The sequence below is a fragment of the Anabaena sp. 54 genome (genome assembly GCF_017355725.1).
Taxonomy (GTDB): Bacteria; Cyanobacteriota; Cyanobacteriia; order Cyanobacteriales; family Nostocaceae; genus Dolichospermum; species Dolichospermum heterosporum.
The window spans coordinates 1-22,747 of the sequence record NZ_JAAVWA010000006.1 but is presented as its reverse complement, the minus strand read 5'-3'; the positions used below and the strand labels follow the sequence as shown (position 1 = coordinate 22,747).

The following is a 22,747-nucleotide window of genomic DNA, read 5'->3' as shown; positions in this document are numbered from 1 at the left end:
GTAGCGAAATTTGGGGAGCGATCGCAACTCTAAATGCTAGAAATTTAAAAAAAGCAATATTTTCATAGATACAGGAAAGCGTAAGCTAACGCTTGCAATCTTGCAATTAACTAAATAGGTCTATTCTCTCGTCCATGATATATACGTAAAATAATCACATCATCCTCAAGAATAACGTAGTGAATTATAAATCCATACTTACCAAAAGCAACTATAAGCTTTGGTAACCCTACTATTTCATCTACAATCGCACCGCGACGAGGATTTTGTTGTAGACTTCCCCCTGAAGAAACAATTGCTTGTACTGCGCGGACTGCTGCATCAGCATTACTAAGTGCTATAAAATCATAATAACGATTTAAGTCATTCGTAGCAGTTTCTGTCCAAACTAAGTAGGTGAACAAAATAAAAATGAGGGGTATTGCGTTTTATGAAATGGCTGAAACTAAATCAGAATAACGCATTGAGACAACTTTACATATCGTTATATACCTTTAAATTTTTATGTTCACCTACTTATCTCAGACATTATTATTATGAATTGTTAAACTATTTGCCCATTTTTGGACTTGTTCATGTTTGACTCCTGAACCTGTACGACGGTAGGTTTCTAAAGCAGATTTGCTTTCTTCAATCATGTCTTTTTTATTAAGAGGCTGAAAATTTAATTCTGTATCTATCTCACCATACTCAAGTGATTCTGTTGCTAAATTTTGTGCTTCTTGAGCTAATTCTGTAGCTAAAAATTGAATGGCTTTGATTTTTTCTTGGTGAGATAATTTTTGTAGTGAGGGTAAAATTTCTGTTAATGTCATAGAAATCATGGGTAAAGCTATTTACATTATACTGTTATCTGAGTCTGTTTTCCATAGATATAGCTTACCATTCGTGCAGCATGACACAGGCATAGACTGTCTATTTACACTATAATCGAATTATTTAACCCATTTACTCAGAGTAATTCCCAAAAACTGTTCTAATTGAGTGAAAAAGGAAATATTCAAAAAAAATCTCTCCGTCACTTCCAAAATCGCTCATTTAACAAAGCATCTATATTACTAGGAAATGGACAAACATCAGAAAAATAAACATCAGGATAACCATCTCTCACATTTTCTAAAGCCATTTGATAGCTTTTGTCCAGAACTTCTAAAACAAAACCTTTCAAACTCGGTGAATCTTCTAATTCAATTTGTAACCGTTGCCGAAAATTCCTGATTTCAATTTCCCAACCCCGATAACAGTCCGACATTGGTACATAACACCGCTTTAATAAATGTTCTAATAAACGCACCAGAAAACTCCGCACTGTTTTGCGCTGACTTTTACCCAAAGATTCTACCTCTTCAATTAAATTATCCCAATCTAAATGCTCATTATCTCGTGCTTTTAACTTACTAACGGTATCTTCAACCCAAAGATAAAAATCTTGATCGTAGAGATTTTTTACCGATGTTTTATTCATAAAGTTTATTTACTGCTGGCTTGACTCTCTTAACATATTGATAAGAATTATCTTCATTCTATCGCTAATTTTTAATATATAGGAATCCGGCTTGATTCCTGATAGCAAAGCGTGGCGTTAGCCATATTTTCTTACGTAGGAAGGCAAGAGGATTCGAGAATATAAAGGTGTACCGAGTTCCGTTCAAAAATCAAATAGGAGTCCTATAGTTATCGTTCGGATGTAATACAATCGGGGGGGGGTTCCCCAACCCTAAGTAATTGGACAAAAATATTTACAGTCATTGCGAGGGAAGGGAAGCAATCACAACCCTTGGAATTGCTTCATTTCACTTCGTTCCATATGGCTAACGCCACGCAACGCTTACGCAATGACATTATGTAATTAATTCTTTCTCACTACTTAGACAAATTATCAAAATAATTAAAAATTATCCTTCATTCCCCGAATTCGGGCAAAGGTTTGGATACCATCATCACTCTTTGCTGTTACTTGTAGAGATGGTTCTTCCCAACGTAAAAAAGGATTGGTGAGTTTTTCGACTCCTAAAATTGATGGAACTGTCGGTTCTAATTTATCCCGTTGAGCTTTAACATCTTGGTAGCGTTTTTGTAAATCTGCATTTTCAGCATCTACAGTTACAGCAAACCGCAAATTGCTTAAAGTGTATTCGTGGGCGCACCAAACGCGAGTATGATCAGGTAAAGCCCGGAGTTTACTTAAAGAATCTACCATTTGCCCTGGTGTACCTTCAAATAAACGCCCGCAACCTCCCGCAAACAATGTATCACCACAGAACAATTCTCCAGGCTCTCCTGGACTTGCTGGGGGGAAATAGTAAGCAATATGAGCGCGAGTATGTCCAGGTACAAAGAATATATTAGCAGTGCGATCGCTAAATTGGATGCGATCGCCTTCCTGTAAAAACACCTGTTGTCCCGGAATCCTCCCCCTGTCTTCCGCACCTCCATAAACTTTCACATCAGGAAATGCTTTCATTAATTGTGTATTCCCACCCACATGATCACCATGATGATGGGTATTAAAAATTGCCACTAACTGAGCATTAATTTTTCTCAATTCATCTAAAACTGGTTGTGCTTCCGCCGGATCAACAACAGCCGCAATATTTTGTACTGGATCATGCAGTAAAAATATATAATTGTCAGCCAGTACTGGTAAACGAATGATTTGCATTAGCTTTTCCCATTGGTAATTGGTAATTGGTAATTGGTAATTGGTAATTGGTAATTGGTAATTGGTAATAAGATATCTATTTTCATCCTGTTAATCATTAAATCCTGGATATCCTGATTCAGACAATATATTTTTTCATCCTGTTAATCATTAAATCCTGGATATCCTGATTCAGACAATGTATTTTTTCATCCTGTTAATCATTAAATCCTGGATATCCTGATTCAGACAATGTATTTTTTCATCCTGTTAATCATTAAATCCTGGACATCCTGATTCAGACAATATATTTTTTCATCCTGTTAATCATTAAATCCTGGACATCCTGATTCAGACAATATATTTTTTCATCCTGTTAATCATTAAATCCTGGACATCCTGATTCAGACAATATATTTTTTCATCCTGTTAATCATTAAATCCTGGACATCCTGATTCAGACAATGTATTTTTTCATCTTGTTAATCATTAAATCCTGGACATCCTGATTCAGACAATATGTTTAATTAATGTAGGGGCGCAGGGCCTGCGCCCTCTATTGTCTTATATCTAAGACCAAGAATCTAAATCTAAAGATTGCATTCCTTCCCTCTTAACATAATCGAGTAACCCTCCCAACTGCCGCCAAACAAAGAAGCAAGTTAACAGACTCAGTGGTAAACCTATACTTAAAGCCATTCCCGTAGGAAAACCAAATATCTCGAAACCAGAACAAAGAAATAAGCAAGAACCACCAGTAATACCAATAAATGGCACTAACAATTGTTTATAAAAAGAACGGGTATTAGTCTTTTCCTTAGAAGATTTATCTTGTGGCCATTGCTGGACAATTACCTTTAATGTCCCAGATAAAGCTAACCCAGAAGTTAAAGCCGTGAAAAAACCAACTAATAGTAAAAAGTAAGGCGGTTGCAGAGGGTAATAGTACATTCAAACTCCTGGTTGTTATTAAAATTCGTTTTTATTTGGTGACAGATTATTTAGCTAAAATAGCTGCTACACCTTCTTTGGAGAACTCGGTCAAGAGGCTAATGGCGACATTAAGTAAACGATTTGGTGGTAAATCATCCTTGACCAAATCCCACAGGCGTTGGACTTCTTCTGTGTGCAAACGGTCATCTTCAGTGATAGCTAAAACCAACTGACGACGGAGAAATTTACCCTCTTCGGAAAGGATGAATTCCAACCCCATTTTCGCCGTTGGTAAAACATCGAAATTGCTATCAGTGCGAGCAATCGTAATCAGATTTTCTAACCTTTGCCACTGAAATTTACCATCTTTGAACAACACATTCAATAGCCGTCGCCGTAATGCTGGAGATTCCCCAGTTAATAACCGCCGAGCGATATAGGGATAACCCACTTCCACAATTTTGAAATTAGGGTTAAGACTGAGGGCAATCCCTTCTTGTGTCACCAAAGAACGAATAATCAAAGCAAACTTTGCTGGCACACGGAAAGGATATTCATACATCAATTCCGAGAACTCATCGGTAATGGTTTTGAAGTTGAAATCTTGGACATTTTTACCAATAGCATTTCCTAATACCGCTTCTAATGCCGGCACAATAGGGGCAATATTAGTGTTCGCTGCCAAAAAGCCCAATTTGACAAAATCTGCCGCTAAATCAGCGTAATCCTTATTTACCAAATGTACTAAAGCATCAACTAAACTTTCCTTAGTGGTTTCCTCTAATTGATCCATCATGCCAAAGTCAATGTAAGCCATGCGACCATCGGGCATAGCGAACAAATTTCCCGGATGAGGATCGGCATGAAAAAAACCATGCTCTAATAGTTGTTGTAAACCAGTAGTTACACCTATTTGAATGATGGCTTCTGGATCTAAACCGACAGATTGAATATTCTCAGTATCTGTGAGTTTAAAACCGTTGATCCATTCTAGGGTTAAAACATGAGTGCTGGTATAATTCCAGTAAATACAGGGAATTTTTACCTGGGGGTCATCACGGAAGTTATGGGCAAATTTTTCCGCATTGCGACCTTCATTGATGTAATCAATTTCCTCAAATAGCTTTGTGCCAAACTCGTCCACAATTAAAGTTAAATCGTGACCGAGATTCAGGGGTAGCCAGGGGGCAAGCCAACTGGCAACCCAACGCATGAGATACAGGTCTTTTATCAGTAACGGGCGGAGGTTAGGGCGTTGTACTTTGACTGCCACTTCCTCGCCACTGAGTAACCGACCCCGGTAGACTTGACCCAAACTAGCTGCTGCTACGGGTTGAGGGGAAAGTTCCCGAAAGATTTCGCCAATTGAGCGATTTAATTCTGTTTCAATAATCTGATATGCCAGATCATTATCAAAAGGTGGTAACTGGTCTTGTAACTTGATTAGTTCTGCTAAGAAGTCTTTGCGGATTAAGTCGGGACGAGTCGAGAGGGCTTGACCGACTTTAATAAATGTCGGACCCAGATTGGTGAGTAGAGTTCGCAACTGGGTAGCGCGTTTCCCCTGATTTTCCTCTACCTGGTCAAGCCATTCGTCCCATTTGAGACTGAATATAAATCCGGCAAAAGACCAGATTATTCTCAGTAGTCGTCCCCAGGCTAACCAAGGACGGTAACGAAAGTAACGAGCGATCGCTCCGCTCGCCCAGGGCAGTGCCTCTGGATTATACTGCTTTAATTCATCAGATTGATACTGACCCACGCCTTTATTTGCCTCTTCAACTGGGAATTTTACATCGTCGCTTTGATCCTGAATGCTAACTTAGTTGTTGGCACAAGAAAATGGTACTTTTTAGTTTAGAAAGAAACTTTAACCGGATCTAGGCGCAATAGGTGAAGAAATAAGCCTATCTAGCTAGATTTATTTATCTTTTTCTTAATTATACTTTATAAAAGTACAAACTTTTTGTGTGTATTTAGGGTATTTTATATTTTCTTAATGACTCATGCAAATTCGTGATCTTAGGCATTTGCATGATAATCTTACAGAGCAAGGCGATCGGGAAGCGCTGCTGCAAGCAGATCGCTCTGCCCTTAATCTAAAATAGGCAATGAAGGGCGGGGAAACCCCGCTGACAGGTGTAGGTTTTTTACATTCTGGTGAGGGCAAGACTTGGCCGACAAGGTGGACAAGGTGACAAGGGAGTCATTGCGAGCGAAGGGAAGCAATCACAACCCTTGGAATTGCTTCATTTCACTTCATTCCATATGGCTAACGCCACGCTGCGCTAACGCAATAACATTGTGTAATTAATTCTGTCTCACTACTTAACACACCGTTAAAAGACTATTGTGCGTATAAAATCTTCCTTGTCTACGTTCCCTCCAAGTCTTCCCAGTCTTGCCTTCACAGACAATATTAAAAACCTACCCTTGTGAGGGTTTCCCCGCCCCTACTGGCTTGGGGATAAAAAACTGTACCTTATAACGGATTGATCTAAAACTATAAAAATTAAATGGCATTTCGCCACAGTCGTCTCAAATATTTGGTATCAGTAGGTTAACAAAATTTGGAATTTAAGATTTTTTCCTACTGAATTTAACTTCCATAATTGGTTAGCAATGGTATCATTCGAGTATTACAAAAAGTAAAGGGCGATTTTACTATGACCAAAGCACCTGTTGCTCCTGTGGTGCTAGTCATTCTAGATGGATGGGGCTACTGTGAGGAAACGCGAGGAAACGCGATTGCCGCTGCCAAAACTCCGATTATGGACAGTTTATGGGCAGTCTATCCCCACACCCTCATTCGCACATCAGGAAAAGCCGTAGGGTTGCCAGAAGGTCAAATGGGCAACTCGGAAGTTGGTCATTTGAACATTGGCGCTGGTCGAGTCGTACCCCAAGAATTGGTACGGATCTCAGATGCTGTAGAAGACGGTTCTTTAGCCGCAAACCCAGCCCTTGTCAAAATTTGCCAGGAAGTCCGTTCTGCTAATGGCAAGTTACATCTAGTGGGGCTTTGTTCTGATGGGGGGGTGCATTCCCATATTACCCATCTATTTGGATTACTTGACTTAGCTAAGGAACAGCAACTTTCACAAGTTTGTATTCACGCCATTACTGACGGTCGTGACACCAAACCGACAGATGCTATCAAAGTCATCCAGCAGTTGGAAGACTATATAGATCATGTTGGCATCGGTGAAATCACTACTATTAGTGGTCGTTTTTATGCAATGGATCGTGATAACCGTTGGGATCGAGTTCAACACGCCTACGATGTAATAACAACAGATAATGCGGGCAATGGACTCACGGCTGTAGAGGTATTGCAAGCAGCTTACGCGAAAGGTGTAACCGATGAGTTTGTTCTCCCAGTCCGGTTGCAACCGGGCGCGGTAGAATCTGGTGATGGGGTAATATTTTTCAATTTCCGCCCCGACCGCGCTAGAGAACTAACTCAAGCCTTTGTTAGTCAAACTTTTAACGGTTTTGAAAGACAGCCAATTCAACCACTTTCTTTTGTAACTTTTACCCAGTATGATCCAGAATTGCCAGTTTCTGTGGCTTTCGCACCGCAAAATCTGAGTAATATTCTGGGTGAAGTTATCGCTAATCGCGGGTTAAAACAGTTTAGAACGGCTGAAACTGAAAAATACGCTCATGTTACTTATTTCTTTAATGGGGGACTAGAAGATCCCTGTGAGGGGGAAGATCGGGAATTAGTCAGTAGTCCAATGGTGAATACTTATGATCAAACCCCGGCGATGTCAGCACAAGCTGTGACAGATGTGGCGATCGCTGCCATCAGAAAGGGTATCTATTCCCTAGTTGTAATGAACTATGCTAACCCAGACATGGTAGGGCATACAGGACAAATTCCAGCGACAGTCACAGCTATTGAAGCAGTAGATAAATGTTTAGGTCGTCTAATTGATGCTATTGGTAAAGCAGGTGGTACAGCAATTATTACTGCTGATCATGGCAATGCTGAGTATATGCTAGATGAAGGCGGTCATCCTTGGACAGCCCATACTACTAACCCAGTTCCTTTAATTTTGGTAGAAGGCGAAAAAGCCAAAATACCCGGATATGGAACAAATGTGGAATTAAGAAATGATGGCAAATTAGCCGATATTGCCCCGACTATTCTGGATATTTTACAAATATCCCAACCACAAGAAATGACAGGGCGATCATTACTTAAAGCCGCAGAATATGATTTACAACTAACTCGTACTCCTGTGCAAATAGGGTTGTAAAATCGTAAAATGGTAGGGGTAAAGCAAGAGCTTCATTGGTGTCAACTTAACGTAAAACCCACAGCCCGACTGGGAATGATAGCGTAGCGTGGCGTTAGCCATATTCCCAGTCTAATAGCAAAAGTCATCTTTTGATGACTGAATAACCGGAAAATTTTTAAATTCTTTAGTAAACTTCAGTTTACTTTGGCTATGAGACCGGAACTTAAGTAAAACCTTTAATCCGCCTGGGAATGAATTCCCAGTCTCATAGCAAAAGTCATCTAAAGATGACTAAGGAAACCAAAAATTCTTTAGTAAACTTCAGTTTACTTTGGCTATGAGACCGGAACTTAAGTTCCAGGCGGGTTTGGAAGCTAAACAAATAAGCTATTTGTAGCCTAAGTTGACACCAATGAGCATTGCTAAATCCCTCCAAAATTGATAACTTTTGATAACCAACATTTCTAATATGGCAATTACTAACATTATTCAAGGCATTTGGGCATTTTCTGCTCTCAGTTTGATTATTCTCGTTTTGTTACATAGTCCTAAAGGTGATGGCATTGGGGCTATTGGTGGACAAGCACAATTATTTAGCAGTACCAAAAGTGCTGAAAATACTTTAAATCGAGTTACTTGGGCATTAGTTGTAGTTTTTATGGGTTTAACTGTGGTTCTAAGTGCTAATTGGTTGCCCAAATAATCGAAACTGAAAATGGGAAAAATCACCCAAAATCAAAACTTTTGGCGAAGATTAATAGTTCGACACTTCGACAAGCTCAGTGCATCGCTTCGCTCACTACAAGCAGCAGTTCTGACTTTAGCATTAAGTACAGGACTGCTGGTTGTTTTGACTAACTTTCAAGTAAATGCTGGTGTGAGGGAACAGGAAAGAAACTCCCAATTTATCCAAAAAAACTATCCTTTACCACCGACTCTGGCACAATGGCAAGATAAAACGAATAGTGGAGATTATTTTGATCAAATTAAATCTACGAAAGTTGGTTATTTAATTTGGTCACGGTTTCCGGTGAAAGTGAAGATAGAAACACCAACTGATATTAATGAAAAACAATCGCAAATATGGGTTAATAGTGTTTCTCAAGCAGTTCAAGAATGGAGTATTTATTTACCTTTGCAGATAGTGGAAAAATCGGCTATTGCTGATATTACAATCTCTCGCAAAGCACCACCCTTACAACGTGAACCTAATGGTAAGATACTGCGATCGCGTTCGGCTTTAACGACTTTTGATTTATATACTGAAAAGAATATTTTATCTCACCGGTTTACGATTCTGCTGAGTCCTAGTCAAACTGGTGAATATGTACTATCAGCAGCACGTCATGAACTTGGTCATGCTTTAGGTATCTGGGGTCATAGTCTTCTAAATACTGATACGATGTATTTTTCTCAAGTTCGCAAACCGCCGTTTATTTCGATTAGAGATGTAAATACTTTAAAACGGGTTTATGAACAATCTACAAGTTTGGGACAGAATTGAGTTTATCTCACGCAAAGACGCAGAGGCGCAAAGGTAAGATTTTAAGATGAAGGCAACCAGTTTTTATCTAAAATCTGATCTAAGGTGTAAGGACAGATTTCTGGTAAGTTGGTTAGTTTGGTTTTGGCTTTAACATAATCTAAGGCATTACTATAAATGATATTGATATTTTCTGCTAAATGATTGCGTAAGTTAGTGGTTAATTCTTCGTTAATTTGATTACGAAAACTAATAATTTCCGCTGCCCAATGGTTAGCATTTCTAGGCTTTTCTATATGCCAATTTTGATAAAGTAATAAGTGTCTAATAATCTGTTCTAATAAATTTCTCACTCGTCTTTTTTCGGTTTTCGCCAATTCTTCTAACTCTTCTATTAAGTGATCATAGTCAATATCTCCCAATTGACGAGATTTGAGGTTTTTAATTGTCTCCTCTAGCCATTGTGAGTAATTAGACTCATATAGTTTGTTGATCTCAATAGCTGTTTTCATTATTTGCTAACTTAGCTTAAAGCTTGATTGGTTGCGCTTATACGATTGAGATAGTTCTTCCTCATCGGTTTCATGATAACAAATTTTTTGGTCGGTGTCAATAGCTTTGACTCTATTATTGCGAGGCTGTGGAAATTACAAGTGAATTTGATTTTCGACAGCCTCATGATTTGATTACACTCGACGTAGGTTCATGAGTTCTTGAGGAGATGCAAGCATATCAATGGCTACGAAGAAGATTTTTCCATCGGGATTGATTAAAAACCGCCAGGAAATGTTCATTCCAACTGTGACACCAAACCAAGGAGTTTGTACTACTCCTGTGACTTTCAGTTGTTTAGAACCGTCTGGTTGAACTTCGCAGATACCTTGTTGTGGCATCATGTTTAGTCCTTGTGCTTCTTCGCGCATATATTTAGCGATCGCTTCCCGGCCAATAATTGGCTTTTGGAATGGTGGTTGTAGCGCACCGTCGGTAGTGAATAGTGCGATCGCATCATCAAATTTATCTGCATTCATGGCTTCAATGTAGCCTAAGACCGCAGGTTCTGTAATACCGTCAATTTTAACGGAGGAAATAACTGGACTTGTCCGTTGGAAAGCAGGTTCTGTAGCTGCTTTAGGATAACTGCTAGGACCAAGATCAGAAGTATCAAATCCCATATCTACTACGGTATTCCGCAATACGGTGATTTGCTGACCTTGATCAAGTTTTTGTGTGGCTTCTAATACAAATTTTACACCGGGAGACATTTGATAACCAACGGGGACAGGAGTGATGATTCCCTGTTTCATCAATTCTCCTAACTCGAACCAGAAAGCGAGTTTGGTGTTGACGCTAAAGAAACCATAGGAACGGCTAATAGGAGTATCAGCACGGCTGGCTAAATCCCGCATGACTTTTGTTTGATCTTCACGAGACATTTGCTTAATTTGGGTAAGCAAACTTTCTGCTAGTTGCAAGCGGGCTACTCCAGGTGCGGCGGGAGTAATAGTTTTACCCATTTCAGTATAAGCATACCAAAGATAAGCTAATTGATCATCAACGTTAAGTTGATCAAATAACGCTATTGTTGCGGGAATAGGACTAGGAAGTTGAGTATTAGAAAAAATAGTTTGAGCGGACTGGATAGTTAAAGCCACAATCGGAATCTCCAAGATTATGTGTTAATTAGTCGCTATGAAGACATCAGCTAAAAATGTTTATGATGAACTTATGTCTTATGGAAAATAATGTAATGAAAATCTTAATTTTTGTAAATAATAGAAATTACGAATTGACAAAATAGGTAATTAATGGTAGAGAATTTATTTTCACGCAGAGGCGCAGAGGCGCAGAGAGGAATTTAGGAGCTAAATTGTGTTGATTAATGAAGGTTATCGTTTAATTAGACCCATTAGTAAGGGGGGATTTTATCAGACTTTTTTGGCTGTAGATGAAAGTCAATTTCCGCCAATTCCTTGTGTTGTTTATCAAGTTTCATCTCAATATCAATCGCTGGAAATTTTTCAATTTCAGGTACAGACATTAATGGAATTAGGTAAACATCCACAAATTCCTACTTTAATCACACATTTTATAGAAAATGAATATTACTATTTAATTCAAGAATTTATTGATGGTGATAATTTAGCTAGTTTATTAGCAAAGCAAGGTGGTTTTCATGAAACTCAGATTTGGCAAATTTTAAAAAGCTTATTACCAGTGATCAGGTTTATTCATGATCATCAAGTTATTCATGGAAATATTCAACCAGAAAATATTATTTTGCGGACTAAAAATCAAAGTCGAGATTTATTAGATGATTTGGTTTTAGGAGATTTTGCGAATATGAAGTTTGCCAATATTAATAAAGATAAAGATAATTTAGTTGGTAGTCCAGAATATATTTCCCCAGAACAAGCACAAGGTAAAGCAGTTTTCGCAAGTGATCTTTATAGTTTAGGTGTAACTTGTATTTATTTACTTACTCAAATTTCTCCTTTTGAACTATTTGATATGACTAATAATAGCTGGGTATGGCGGGATTATCTCACTGATCAAATTAGTGAACATTTAGGACAAACCCTAGATAAATTCGTAAAATATAATTTACAAGAACGTTGGCAATCAGCAGATCAACTTGTCTATAATTTAGGTATTAAAGATAATTATTTGCCTTTATTATCTCTAAATAAAAGTCATTTATGGCAACTTGCTGATACTCTGGAAAATCAAATTCATAGTTCTATTAATACTGTGGCATTAAGTCATGATGGCAAAATATTAGCTAGTGGTGAAGATAATAAAAGTATTAAATTATGGAATTTAAGCAATCAGCAATTAATGGGGAACTTTCCCGGACATACTCAATCTATAACAGCAGTCATTTTTAATGATAATGATACAGTTTTAGCTACGGCTAGTAATGATCAAATTATCAATTTGTGGGATGTGAAGACATTAGCAAAAATTCATAGTTTGACTGGACATTCTCATGCTGTTAAATCCCTAGCATTTCATCCTTGTGGGCAAATTTTAGCTAGTGGCAGTTGGGATAAAACTATTAAAATCTGGGATGTAAATACAGGTTTAGCACTGAATACTTTAACGGGGCATAAATTACAAGTAAATGCCGTAGCTTTTAGTCCCCAAGGACAGCTTTTCGCTAGTGCTAGTTATGATCGCACAGTTCGGGTCTGGAAATTAGAAGACGGAAAATTTAACTTATTAACAACTCTTTTTGGTCATACTTGGGCAGTTTTGACAGTGGCTTTTAGTCCCACTCATCCTAATTTGTTGGCGACTGGTAGCGGTGATAATACAATTAAATTATGGGATGTTAGCACTGGTGAATTAATTAGCACACTTTCAGGTCATTCTTGGTCAGTGGTGGCTGTAGTTTTTAGTGCTGATGGAGAAACGCTGATTAGTGGCAGTTGGGATAAAACGGTGAAAATTTGGCAAATCAGCACAAAATCAGAAATTGCTAGTCTTGTCGGTCATACAGACTCGGTATCTAGCGTTGTTATGAGGGATGATGGGGGATTGATTATCAGTGGTAGTAAGGACAAGACAATCAAATTGTGGCGAAGATGATGGGGGACTGGTGACTGGGGACTGGTGATAGGTGATAATTTTACTTAATTACCCATGACCAATCACCAATTACCCACTACCAATTACCAATTTAAAACAATCAGGCGCTACCTGTGAAGGCAACCTCTGGAAATTTCAACTGTGCTTCTGCCATTGGGCGTTTTCTGCCTTCTTCTTGCCAGTAGTTAATCACTTCTGTGGCTTTGTTAAGCAACTCTACCCGGTCAACATCTGTGATCCAGTGTTTGGATTCTAACTCTTTTTTTAGCTCTTCCCAGGCATCATTTCTGGGCCAAAAAAAGTATTTGGTTAAGGGACTAGAACCTTTACCGACAACCTGATCTACTGCTAGGGCGACGTTTTCGTCTAACCAGAGAATTTTCAAAATGAACTTGGTCAATTACACCTCCGGGGAATATCCGGGTTTTACTTACTAAGTTTGCGACCCCTTATTTTAACTCAATCTTTGAATAATTGACCATTTGTGGTGGCAATTAGTTTTACAGCAATTTTCGTTCTCGTGAAATATAATGGGGGCGCAGACCCTGCTTTTTACAGCAATTTTCGTTCTCGTGAAATATAATGGAGGGCGCAGACCCTGCTTTTTACAGCAATTTTCGTTCTCGTGAAATATAATGGAGGGCGCAGGCCCTGCTTTTTACAGCAATTTTCGTTCTCGTGAAATATAATGGAGGGCGCAGACCCTGCGCCCCTACGGGTTTTTCTGTATTCTGCTATATGATTAATTTTGTTGCATATCACGTCCAGAGTTAGATGATTAAACTAATTGGTATTTTTCTGAGTCTGTTGCTGGTTTTTGGCTGGAATACACCAGTTATGGCAGAATCTCAACCTATTACCGCTCAGGAGTTGCAAGTAGGGGATGAATTGGCGACTAAGGCTTTTGTTGCTACGAATCAAGGCGATTTTGTGACGGCGGAGGCTTATTGGACAGAAATTATTGAAAAATTTCCTACTAATGCGGGAGCATGGAGTAATCGCGGTAATTCTCGTGTCAGTCAGAATAAGTTACAATCCGCATTGATGGATTATAACAAAGCTGTAGAACTTGCGCCTACTGTAACAGATCCTTATTTGAATCGGGGGACGGCGTTGGAAGGTTTGGGAAGATGGGAGGAGGCGATCGCTGACTATAATCGTGTATTAGAATTAGATCCTCAAGATGCTATGGCTTATAATAATCGTGGTAATGCTAAAACAGGTTTAGGGAAATGGCAAGAAGCGATTTTAGATTTCCAAAAAGCCACAGAAATTAACCCAAATTTTGCCTTTGCTAGAGCTAATTATGCCCTAGCTTTATATGAAACTAATCAATCAGATAAAGCTATCCGCGAGATGCGGAATATAGTCCGTAAATATCCTCGATTTGCTGATATGCGTGCCGCTTTAACAGCCGCTTATTGGGTGAGGGGAAATAAGGGAGAGGCAGAAAGTAATTGGGTAGCTGCTTATGGACTGGATACCCGTTATAAGGATATGAATTGGGTAACGAATATCCGTCGCTGGCCACCAAGTATGGTAGCAGCTTTGGATAGATTTTTGAAATTACAATAAATTGAACGGGGAACGGGGAACGGGGAACGGGGAACGGGGAACGGGGAACGGGGAACGGGGAACATAAAAATCAGTTGTGTATTAATTGTGTCCCATTACTTAGCCAATTATTGAAGGTGGCGTTACCTAATTAACGCACTTTTCAATTTCCACAAAATTAAACTTATAGCCATTTTCCTGCATTTTCTTTTCTTTGGTGACTTTCCCAAAATCGGCAAATTCAGGAAAGTATATGTCTCCCACAAAATTACCTTCAACAATAGTTAAATAAAGTTTATCGGCAAATTTGATTGCTTCAGTATAAATCTGTCCACCACCAGCGATAAATATTTCTTCTGTTTCACTCATTTCCGCCCATGCAATTGCTTCTGTTAATGAATGCAACACGACACAACCAAAGGCTTGAAAATTGGTGTCTCTGGTGAGAACAATAGTTGTACAATCGGGAAATGGTTTACTCATGGTAGAATAACTTTTGCGTCCAATAATTACAGGATGTCTTCTGATCATTTGCCGGTAATAAATTTCATCACTGGGAATATTCCAGGGATTACCAGCACGAATATGTTTTCTGGCTGAGTTTGCTAAAATTCGATTTTCAGAAATGGCAGCAATGAGACTAATTAACGGCATAAATTGATAATATTCTGGTTTTTTCAGAGAAGGTAATTGTAAGAATTTACGATACCGTAAACTATGGGTAAATGATATAAAAAGTTGAAATCAAAAATATGGATAACACTAGAATGGGCGCATTCTCTACCACTAAACTGGGCGCAGGCCCTGCGCCCCTACTTCCTGATTCCTCATATTATTCTTCGACGCGATAACCTAGTTCTGCTAGACGCACCCGTGAATGTCGCCATTTGGGTTGGACTTTAACGAATAATTCTAGATAAACTTTCCCAGCAATTAGTTTTTGAATTTGTTGTCTAGCTTCACTACCAATAGCTTTGAGCATTGTTCCACCTTTACCAATGAGAATGCCTTTTTGAGAATCTCTCTCAACATGGATCGTGGCGAGAACACGGGTAATTTTTGGAGCTTCTTCAACTAAATCAATGCCTATGGCTACGGAATGGGGAACTTCTTGACGGGTTAATAATAATATTTGTTCTCGAATTAATTCACCCATGATAAACCGTTCTGGCTGGTCTGTTACTAAATCGGGTGGATAATAAAATGGACCTGGTTCGAGATGACTAATTAATAAATCTTGGAGTTGCAATAATCCCGCGCCGGTTTTAGCAGAAAATTTCACACTTTGCCATTGATAGGTATCGGCTAATTGAATATAACTATCATCTATTTTTTGGGCATCTTCTGGTTGTTGATCAATTTTATTAATCCCCAGAATTACAGGTGTTTGAGTATTAATTAGTAGTTCTGCCACATAGCGATCGCCTGGACCACAAGCAACTGTACCATCAACCACAAATAATATCACATCTACCGAGTCAATGGCAATTTTCGCATTTTTTACCAACACTTCCCCTAATTGATGATGAGGTTTATGAATACCGGGCGTATCCACAAAAATCAACTGGGCTGTTTCCGTAGTTAAAATCCCCTTTAGGCGATTTCGAGTAGTTTGGGACACGGGGGAAGTAATAGCTATTTTTTGCCCAACTAATTCATTCATCAAAGTGGATTTACCCACATTAGTTCTGCCGATAATGCCAATAAAACCTGATTTAAATCCAGCCGGTGCTTGGGGAATCATGACCCCACCGAAATCAGTAAAAATATTATTATCAATATCAGATACTTGTGATTCTACTTGCATTTTTTACAGTTATGATTAATAGATTATTTTGAGCTTTGAGGGAAATTCTCTTTCAATTTAGGGGATTGTATAATGACGGTATAAATTATGTTTCGCGCAAAGATACAAAGGAGCAAAGACGCAAAGTTTGAAATTGTGATAGCTGGCGTGGCGTAGCCATATTTTCTATTCTCATATTTCAATTCACTAAGGACTAAATTAGAGATACATTAATTATTGCATATTTATGGAAATAATAAAAAGCATAAAGCCAAATTTTACTGTCCTCATAGAGGAGTCGTTGAGAAGCCCAGACTCACCTGTTCGCGTAAGCGTGACCAAGGCATAAGGTAGTGTATTAGCCCTGAAATTCATTTCAGAGTGGGTCTGTCAGCCAAAGAAATAAGCTATCTGTAGCTTAAGTTGACACCATTAAGCTTTTGCTAAACCCCTTGTATCATAATAAGGAGAGAAAAGAGGTAGGGGGGGGTAGGGGGAGAAGAGAGGCAGGGGGGGCAGGGGAGGGAAGAACAGAAGTTTTTTCCGATCATTACCTGTCAAAATAAATTTGACGAACTACTAGTGTTTGTTACTATTGATAGCTAAAACTGTTCCCTACCTTCACAGACAACTTATTCAGCAAACCCTATTTAGTATATTAAAACATGGCAATTTTACACGGAACTTGGGTAATAAATCATCAAAATAGTTATTTCTTTATTTGGGGAGAAACTTGGCGTTCTTCACAGGTGCATACTGAAGTATCTGCTGAGATTCCTTTACATCCCTTGGCTATGGACTCGGTGGAATTAAACGAATGGTTAGAATTATCTAATTTATCAATTACTAATTTAATTCAGCCATCTTCCACTACTAAACAAAGAATTAAAAGTAAACCACCAACAGAAATAAAATTACCTATTCATTCACAAATAGTTTCTTTACCAACTTATTTTTCAGAAAGTAATAAATCAGAATTAACGACAATTTCTCCCGTTCATTCTGTCAGCGTGGATATAGATTCTCCATCTTCACAATATTTACATCCTTGGAAAATTGAGGGTTTTTGTCTCACTCCAGCATTAGCAATTCAATTTCTCTCATCATTACCCCTGAGTACAACCGATAATAAAGCGGCTTTATTAGGAGCAGATATTCATTTTTGGGTACATATTTACAGATGGCATTTAGATTTAATTTCTCGTTGTAAATTTTTACCAACTGTTGAGAAACAAGATAGTAATTTAATTGCCAAATGGCAGATACTTTTAGATAGTGCCATAGATGTCACAAGGTTAGAGAAATTCTCTTCACAAATGCCTTTAGCTTGTCGAACATATCAACAGACTACCGAAAATATAGCCATTAATTTACCATTATTACCTCAAGAATTAATATTATCATTCCTCAATCACATTACAGATAATCAATTGCGGTTAATGCTTGGTTCTCAATCTCCCCTAGAACCGAGAATGATGATGTCTTTACCTGCTACATTACAGCAATGGTTACAAGGATTAATTAATGCAAATAATACAATTGATGCAGCAGGAGGAGACCGTTTACAAACTACTTTAAAAGCTTGGACTTTACCATTACAATATCAACTTACAGGCAAAGCTTTATTTAGAACTTGTTTTCAATTGCTTCCTCCAGAAAATGAAGAACCAGATTGGATTTTGAAGTATTTTCTGCAAGCAGCAGATAACCCAGAATTTTTAATAGCCGCAGCGACAATTTGGCATCAACCTGTAGATACATTAGTTTATCAAAATCGCCCAATTGCACAACCTCAAGAAACATTTTTGCGAGGTTTGGGTTTAGCTTCTCGATTGTATCCCATAATTACCCCCAGTTTAGAAACTGCATCTCCCGAATTTTGTCACCTCACCCCCATGCAAGCTTATGAATTTATCAAAGCGGTAACTTGGAGATTTGAAGATAGCGGGTTAGGAGTAATTTTACCGCCTAGTTTAGCAAATCGGGAAGGGTGGGCAAATCGTTTAGGCTTAAAAATTAATGCCGAAACTCCTCAAGAAAAATCCGGACGTTTGGGTTTACAAAGTTTATTAAATTTCCAATGGCATTTGGCAATTGGTGGACAAACAATTTCTAAAGTTCAGTTTGATAAACTGGTAAAATTAAATAGTCCTTTAGTCGAAATTAATGGTGAATGGGTAGAACTCCGTCCCCAAGATATTAAAACTGCCCAAACCTTTTTTAGTTCTCGCAAAGAACAAATGTCTCTTTCTTTAGAAGATGCTTTACGCATTAGTAAAGGAGACACCCAAGTAATTGAGAAATTACCTGTTGTAAGTTTTGAAGCTTCCGGTGCCTTGGCAGAATTAATTGGGGCATTAACTAATAATCAGGAAATTCAACCTTTAACTACACCTCAAAGTTTTCGGGGAGAATTACGTCCTTATCAAGAAAGAGGTGCGGGTTGGTTAGCATTTTTAGAACGTTGGGGTTTAGGTGCTTGTCTTGCAGACGATATGGGATTAGGAAAAACCATCCAATTTATCGCTTTTTTACTTCACCTCAAAGAAGAAAATGTCCTAGAAAAACCAACTTTATTAGTTTGTCCTACTTCAGTTATGGGCAATTGGCAAAAAGAAGTTAAAAAATTTGCCCCGACAATCAAAGTTTTAGAATATCACGGTGATAAACGTCCTAAAGGTAAAGCGTTTACAGAAGCCGTTAATAAACACGATATAGTAATTACTAGCTATTCACTGATTCACCGCGATATTAAATTATTAAAAGCAGTTGAATGGCAGATAATTGTTTTAGACGAAGCCCAAAATGTCAAAAATTCAGATGCGAAACAATCACAGGCAGTGCGACAATTAGAAACGACATTTCGCATTGCTTTAACAGGTACACCTGTAGAAAATAGATTGCAAGAATTATGGTCTATTTTAGATTTCTTGAATCCCGGTTATTTAGGGAATAAACAATTTTTTCAAAGACGGTTTGCTATGCCGATTGAAAAGTATGGTGATACTGCTTCTTTAAATCAATTACGTTCATTGGTTCAGCCTTTTATTTTACGCCGATTAAAAAGTGATAAAGACATAATTCAAGACTTGCCAGAAAAGCAAGAAATGACAGTTTTTTGTGGATTAACTTCTGAACAAGCTACACTATATCAACAATTAGTAGATGAATCTTTAGTAGAAATTGAATCTGCGGAAGGTTTACAACGTCGCGGCATGATTTTAGGATTATTAGTGAAGCTAAAACAAATTTGTAATCATCCTTCCCAATATTTGAAATTAGCAACTTTAGAGAAACATCATTCTGCTAAATTACAACGACTAGAGGAAATGTTAGATGAGGTTTTAGCAGAAGGAGACAGGGCTTTAATTTTCACACAATTTGCTGAATGGGGTAAGTTATTAAAATCGTATTTAGAAAAGAAATTAGAACGAGAGATATTCTTTTTATATGGTAGTACCAGTAAAAAGCAAAGAGAGGAAATGATTGATAGATTCCAACATGACCCCCAAGGACCACCAATTATGATTTTATCGTTAAAAGCTGGTGGTGTGGGATTGAATTTAACTAGGGCAAATCATGTTTTTCACTTTGATAGATGGTGGAATCCCGCAGTTGAAAATCAAGCCACAGATAGAGTATTTAGAATTGGTCAAACCCGCAATGTTCAAGTCCATAAATTCGTCTGTACTGGAACATTAGAAGAGAAAATAAATGATATGATTGAGAGTAAAAAACAACTAGCAGAACAGGTTGTAAGTGCAGGAGAAGATTGGTTAACAGAAATGGATACAGACCAACTTCGTAACTTATTAATATTAGATCGGAATGCTGTGATTGAAGAAGATGAACTTTAAGAAATATATGCTAGAAAATATAGATAGGGCTTGCTGAAAAAGTTGTCTGTGAGGGCTAGAAGTATGGCTAACGCCACGCTGCGCTATCAGGAGGTAGGGGCGCAGGGCCTGCGCCCATTCAGGAGTATGGCTAACACCACGCTTCGCTATCAGCAAACCCTAGATAAACTCACCTAAGAAAGACATTTTAAACAGAAATAGGCAAATAGTCAAAATTGGTTAGAGAATTGCTGATAAGTACGCAGGCAAAATTAATTTTATAAGAAGATAGGCATTTAATGTAGGGGTAGCGCCCCGTGCCTACCCCGGTATTTGGGGCAACCACAGGGGGTTTGCCCCTACTTACCTCCTTGGGGTACTAAATAAATTCCCTCATCATCTGTTAATAAATTCTGTGCTGCTTCTAACATAGAGGGCATTATTTCTTTCAAATCTTCCCGATTATTTAAGTAAGTTTTTAAAGCTGACATTGGGTCAATACTGCTACTCGCGCTTAATTCAGGAATACGAGGTTTTGCTAACTGACTCACTAATTCGGCTTGAATAGTGTAAGTGTGTGCTATGCTTAAAGCTTGATGTATAGAAGAGTTATCAATTAAATCTAATTGTTCTGACCGCAATTTATAAATGAGTCGCACTACATTATCCTGAATATCATATTTAGTAATTCCTTTTAATAATGCTTTTTGTGGATCATCTTGTTTAGATAAATCTATCTCAATAGTCCGAAATGTTCGCACGGGTAAGGGACAAAATTCCCAATTTACTTTCCCTTTTTCCAAATCTATCATTACATAACCTTTGTCTTCCTTTTCTTCACTAAAATCTACCCGTTCAATACTTCCAGGATAAATTACTGGTGGGTCATTAGATTTATTTAAATTCTGGTGTTTGTGAACATGACCTAAAGCCACATAATCAAAACATGGTCGAGTTAATAAAGATAAGGGTAAAGTAAAACCTTTTCCGACTGCTAATAAACGTTCTGCACCTAAAGTGGCATTATCAGCCATTAAATGGGCTAAAAGCACAGTGGGTAAATTCGGGTCAAGACGGCGAATTTCTCCTTCGATAACTACCTCTAAACGGTCTGTGAGGAGTTGATTAACTTCTGCTAGAGAAGAACCCTGAGTTTCTTGACGAGTCATTAAAGTGGAACGAGTTAACCAAGGGAGAGTAATGATTTGCACATCTCCTTTTTGTGTAGAAAGGCGATGAGTAGTTAAAGTATCACCAACTACAAACCCTGGTACTCCCAAAGTCCGATAAATATTTAAACTTGCACCTCCCAAACCTTGGGAATGTTGGTCATGATTTCCTACTAATAAGACTGTGGGGATATCTGCATCAACTAAACGGCGAAATTGATTAGCAAAGGCTTCTTGAACATAGGGTGCAGGTGTGGCATTAGGGAAGGCATCACCACCAAACAGGACTAAATCTACATGATCAGCGATCGCTCGGTCAATACACAAAGATAATGTTTTCACAAAATCCTCTAGTCGGGTGTTTAAACCTGTGGCTGGATTAACGCGCCCGTGGCAAAAACCGCTACCAATATGGATATCTGAAAGATGGAGAATTTTCATAGTTTATTGGTTGTAAGGGTTAAGATCCCCGACTTCTTCAAGAAGTCGGGGATCTAGTGGTGTGATTAAATGTGAATTCCACACTCAGTTTTTTCACTTCCGCGCCAACGTCCAGCCCGTTCGTCTTCACCTTCGCCGACTTTAGTGGTAATAGGTTCGTCACCAATACTGGGATAACCTTGATCATGAAGGGGGTTGTAAATTACTTTATGTTCAGCTACATACGCCCAGCTTTGCTTACGAGTCCAGGTAGCTAGAGGGTTAATTTTTAATCTTCCCTTACCATCTAGTTCAAATACGGGCATGGTAGCACGAGTAACGGCTTGATCCCGACGACGACCAGTAATCCAACCTACAGTATTAAGCTCATCTAAACCGCGTTGAAGTGGCTCAATTTTGGTAATGTCGTGGAATTTAGTAATATCTGTATCCCAAAGAGCTTCCCCAAATTTAGCAGCAAAGGCTTCACGGCTATCTACGTCTGGGGTTTTATAGGTTTTTAAATCTAGGTTGTAGATTTCTTTGGCTTTAGCTACCAATTCTAGGGTTTGGGGGAAATGATAAAGGGTATCTAGGAAAATAACGGGTACGGGATGCTGAAGTTCGCTATAAAAAATGTGTGTCAAGATGATGTCATCAACGTTGAAGGCACTAGTTTGGACTAATCCTGTGGGGATGTTCTTTACAGACCAGGCTAGGATTTCTGTAGGGGTTGCAGTTTCAAATTGCTGATTTAGTGATGCTAAGTCAAAGGCGATAGAAGTTGTCATGATCTTTCTCTAAAACCAAGATTTTTTACTTTTGTTAAATCTAATCTTATAAGAAGATAGGCACATAAGTAGTCGGACAAAATTAAATTCACTCGTTGAGAGAGGGAACAGGGAACAGGGAACAGGGAACAGAAAAATCAATTGTGTAATTAATTCTGTCCCATTACTTATCCCCGCCGATGATTGAGGAAATGGGTTTGAGAGAAAATTGATTCCCTTCCCAACTCCCCCAACTCCCCCAACTCCCCCAACTCCCCCAACTCCCCCAACTCCCCCAACTCCCCCAACTCCCCCAA

19 protein-coding genes are annotated in these 22,747 nt (G+C 38.5%); 6 read left to right on the top strand and 13 right to left on the bottom strand.

Features of this window, described 5'->3' with window-relative positions; genetic code table 11:
* Nucleotides 1-110 precede the first annotated feature (110 nt).
* From HEQ36_RS08990 to HEQ36_RS08965, 6 genes are all read right to left on the bottom strand, one after another.
* Nucleotides 111-404 (bottom strand): type II toxin-antitoxin system RelE/ParE family toxin, encoded by a 294-nt coding sequence (locus HEQ36_RS08990; protein WP_168635196.1) that lies wholly within the window; start codon nucleotides 402-404, stop codon nucleotides 111-113.
* Between the two features lie 117 nt (nucleotides 405-521).
* A complete protein-coding gene (locus tag HEQ36_RS08985) occupies nucleotides 522-815 on the bottom strand; it encodes a hypothetical protein (RefSeq protein ID WP_233455383.1) in 294 nt (97 codons plus the stop codon).
* Nucleotides 816-1,018: 203 nt separating this feature from the next.
* A complete protein-coding gene (locus tag HEQ36_RS08980; RefSeq protein WP_053537592.1) occupies nucleotides 1,019-1,465 on the bottom strand; it encodes a DUF29 domain-containing protein in 447 nt (148 codons plus the stop codon).
* Between the two features lie 423 nt (nucleotides 1,466-1,888).
* The gene (gene gloB / locus HEQ36_RS08975; protein WP_039201075.1) at nucleotides 1,889-2,662 is read right to left on the bottom strand and encodes a hydroxyacylglutathione hydrolase; all 774 of its coding nucleotides are present in this window, start codon (nucleotides 2,660-2,662) and stop codon (nucleotides 1,889-1,891) included.
* A gap of 549 nt (nucleotides 2,663-3,211) precedes the next feature.
* On the bottom strand, nucleotides 3,212-3,592 hold the full coding sequence (locus HEQ36_RS08970; protein ID WP_053537594.1) for a hypothetical protein: 381 nt from the start codon (nucleotides 3,590-3,592) through the stop codon (nucleotides 3,212-3,214).
* Between the two features lie 46 nt (nucleotides 3,593-3,638).
* Nucleotides 3,639-5,336, bottom strand: coding sequence for an AarF/ABC1/UbiB kinase family protein (locus HEQ36_RS08965; protein ID WP_168635195.1), 1,698 nt, complete (start codon nucleotides 5,334-5,336; stop codon nucleotides 3,639-3,641).
* Nucleotides 5,337-6,240: 904 nt separating this feature from the next.
* On the opposite strand from HEQ36_RS08965, the gene gpmI reads away from it, so the two are divergent.
* The 3 genes from gpmI to HEQ36_RS08950 all read left to right on the top strand — a co-directional run bounded on the left by gpmI (nucleotide 6,241) and on the right by HEQ36_RS08950 (nucleotide 9,325).
* On the top strand, nucleotides 6,241-7,839 hold the full coding sequence (gene gpmI / locus HEQ36_RS08960; protein WP_039205041.1) for a 2,3-bisphosphoglycerate-independent phosphoglycerate mutase: 1,599 nt from the start codon (nucleotides 6,241-6,243) through the stop codon (nucleotides 7,837-7,839).
* Nucleotides 7,840-8,290: 451 nt separating this feature from the next.
* On the top strand, nucleotides 8,291-8,524 hold the full coding sequence (secG, locus tag HEQ36_RS08955) for a preprotein translocase subunit SecG (RefSeq protein WP_027403518.1): 234 nt from the start codon (nucleotides 8,291-8,293) through the stop codon (nucleotides 8,522-8,524).
* Between the two features lie 12 nt (nucleotides 8,525-8,536).
* Nucleotides 8,537-9,325 (top strand): peptidase, encoded by a 789-nt coding sequence (locus HEQ36_RS08950; protein ID WP_168635194.1) that lies wholly within the window; start codon nucleotides 8,537-8,539, stop codon nucleotides 9,323-9,325.
* A 41-nt stretch (nucleotides 9,326-9,366) separates the two neighbouring features.
* Here HEQ36_RS08950 and HEQ36_RS08945 read toward each other — a convergent pair whose 3' ends face one another.
* A complete protein-coding gene (locus HEQ36_RS08945) occupies nucleotides 9,367-9,816 on the bottom strand; it encodes a DUF29 domain-containing protein (RefSeq protein ID WP_053537597.1) in 450 nt (149 codons plus the stop codon).
* Nucleotides 9,817-9,990: 174 nt separating this feature from the next.
* Nucleotides 9,991-10,959: an orange carotenoid protein N-terminal domain-containing protein gene (locus tag HEQ36_RS08940; RefSeq protein ID WP_039205045.1), complete on the bottom strand. Its 969-nt coding sequence runs from the start codon at nucleotides 10,957-10,959 to the stop codon at nucleotides 9,991-9,993.
* A gap of 217 nt (nucleotides 10,960-11,176) precedes the next feature.
* Between HEQ36_RS08940 and HEQ36_RS08935 the strand changes: the two genes are divergently transcribed.
* Entirely contained in the window at nucleotides 11,177-12,895 is a 1,719-nt protein-coding gene (locus tag HEQ36_RS08935; RefSeq protein ID WP_168635193.1) for a WD40 repeat domain-containing serine/threonine-protein kinase, read from the top strand.
* 100 nt (nucleotides 12,896-12,995) lie between these two features.
* Here HEQ36_RS08935 and HEQ36_RS08930 read toward each other — a convergent pair whose 3' ends face one another.
* On the bottom strand, nucleotides 12,996-13,295 hold the full coding sequence (locus HEQ36_RS08930) for a 30S ribosomal protein PSRP-3 (RefSeq protein WP_015079494.1): 300 nt from the start codon (nucleotides 13,293-13,295) through the stop codon (nucleotides 12,996-12,998).
* 374 nt (nucleotides 13,296-13,669) lie between these two features.
* Between HEQ36_RS08930 and HEQ36_RS08925 the strand changes: the two genes are divergently transcribed.
* A complete protein-coding gene (locus tag HEQ36_RS08925; protein ID WP_168635192.1) occupies nucleotides 13,670-14,470 on the top strand; it encodes a tetratricopeptide repeat protein in 801 nt (266 codons plus the stop codon).
* A 126-nt stretch (nucleotides 14,471-14,596) separates the two neighbouring features.
* Here HEQ36_RS08925 and HEQ36_RS08920 read toward each other — a convergent pair whose 3' ends face one another.
* Nucleotides 14,597-15,103, bottom strand: coding sequence for a dihydrofolate reductase (locus HEQ36_RS08920; protein ID WP_168635191.1), 507 nt, complete (start codon nucleotides 15,101-15,103; stop codon nucleotides 14,597-14,599).
* Nucleotides 15,104-15,281: 178 nt separating this feature from the next.
* Nucleotides 15,282-16,256 (bottom strand): GTPase Era, encoded by a 975-nt coding sequence (gene era, locus HEQ36_RS08915; protein ID WP_039202571.1) that lies wholly within the window; start codon nucleotides 16,254-16,256, stop codon nucleotides 15,282-15,284.
* A gap of 644 nt (nucleotides 16,257-16,900) precedes the next feature.
* Here era and HEQ36_RS08910 point away from each other — a divergent pair.
* The gene (locus tag HEQ36_RS08910) at nucleotides 16,901-20,092 is read left to right on the top strand and encodes a DEAD/DEAH box helicase (RefSeq protein ID WP_168635190.1); all 3,192 of its coding nucleotides are present in this window, start codon (nucleotides 16,901-16,903) and stop codon (nucleotides 20,090-20,092) included.
* A gap of 338 nt (nucleotides 20,093-20,430) precedes the next feature.
* Here the strand turns inward: HEQ36_RS08910 and sbcD are convergent, their stop codons facing one another.
* Together sbcD and cysH are read right to left on the bottom strand one after the other, a co-directional pair.
* Nucleotides 20,431-21,681 (bottom strand): exonuclease subunit SbcD, encoded by a 1,251-nt coding sequence (sbcD, locus tag HEQ36_RS08905; RefSeq protein WP_168635189.1) that lies wholly within the window; start codon nucleotides 21,679-21,681, stop codon nucleotides 20,431-20,433.
* Between the two features lie 65 nt (nucleotides 21,682-21,746).
* Complete coding sequence (cysH, locus tag HEQ36_RS08900) at nucleotides 21,747-22,451, bottom strand: phosphoadenosine phosphosulfate reductase (RefSeq protein WP_053537602.1); 705 nt, start codon at nucleotides 22,449-22,451, stop codon at nucleotides 21,747-21,749.
* Nucleotides 22,452-22,747 lie beyond the last annotated feature (296 nt).

What these genes read in the sequence shown, in the direction of transcription:
- cysH (WP_053537602.1), bottom strand. Translation starts at nt 22,451, where the DNA reads ATGACAACTTCTATCGCCTTTGACTTAGCATCACTAAATCAGCAATTT.
- HEQ36_RS08945 (WP_053537597.1), bottom strand. Translation starts at nt 9,816, where the DNA reads ATGAAAACAGCTATTGAGATCAACAAACTATATGAGTCTAATTACTCA.
- gpmI (WP_039205041.1), top strand. Translation starts at nt 6,241, where the DNA reads ATGACCAAAGCACCTGTTGCTCCTGTGGTGCTAGTCATTCTAGATGGA.
- gloB (WP_039201075.1), bottom strand. Translation starts at nt 2,662, where the DNA reads ATGCAAATCATTCGTTTACCAGTACTGGCTGACAATTATATATTTTTA.
- era (WP_039202571.1), bottom strand. Translation starts at nt 16,256, where the DNA reads ATGCAAGTAGAATCACAAGTATCTGATATTGATAATAATATTTTTACT.
- HEQ36_RS08970 (WP_053537594.1), bottom strand. Translation starts at nt 3,592, where the DNA reads ATGTACTATTACCCTCTGCAACCGCCTTACTTTTTACTATTAGTTGGT.
- HEQ36_RS08910 (WP_168635190.1), top strand. Translation starts at nt 16,901, where the DNA reads ATGGCAATTTTACACGGAACTTGGGTAATAAATCATCAAAATAGTTAT.
- HEQ36_RS08925 (WP_168635192.1), top strand. Translation starts at nt 13,670, where the DNA reads ATGATTAAACTAATTGGTATTTTTCTGAGTCTGTTGCTGGTTTTTGGC.
- sbcD (WP_168635189.1), bottom strand. Translation starts at nt 21,681, where the DNA reads ATGAAAATTCTCCATCTTTCAGATATCCATATTGGTAGCGGTTTTTGC.
- HEQ36_RS08980 (WP_053537592.1), bottom strand. Translation starts at nt 1,465, where the DNA reads ATGAATAAAACATCGGTAAAAAATCTCTACGATCAAGATTTTTATCTT.
- HEQ36_RS08950 (WP_168635194.1), top strand. Translation starts at nt 8,537, where the DNA reads ATGGGAAAAATCACCCAAAATCAAAACTTTTGGCGAAGATTAATAGTT.
- HEQ36_RS08920 (WP_168635191.1), bottom strand. Translation starts at nt 15,103, where the DNA reads ATGCCGTTAATTAGTCTCATTGCTGCCATTTCTGAAAATCGAATTTTA.
- secG (WP_027403518.1), top strand. Translation starts at nt 8,291, where the DNA reads ATGGCAATTACTAACATTATTCAAGGCATTTGGGCATTTTCTGCTCTC.
- HEQ36_RS08985 (WP_233455383.1), bottom strand. Translation starts at nt 815, where the DNA reads ATGACATTAACAGAAATTTTACCCTCACTACAAAAATTATCTCACCAA.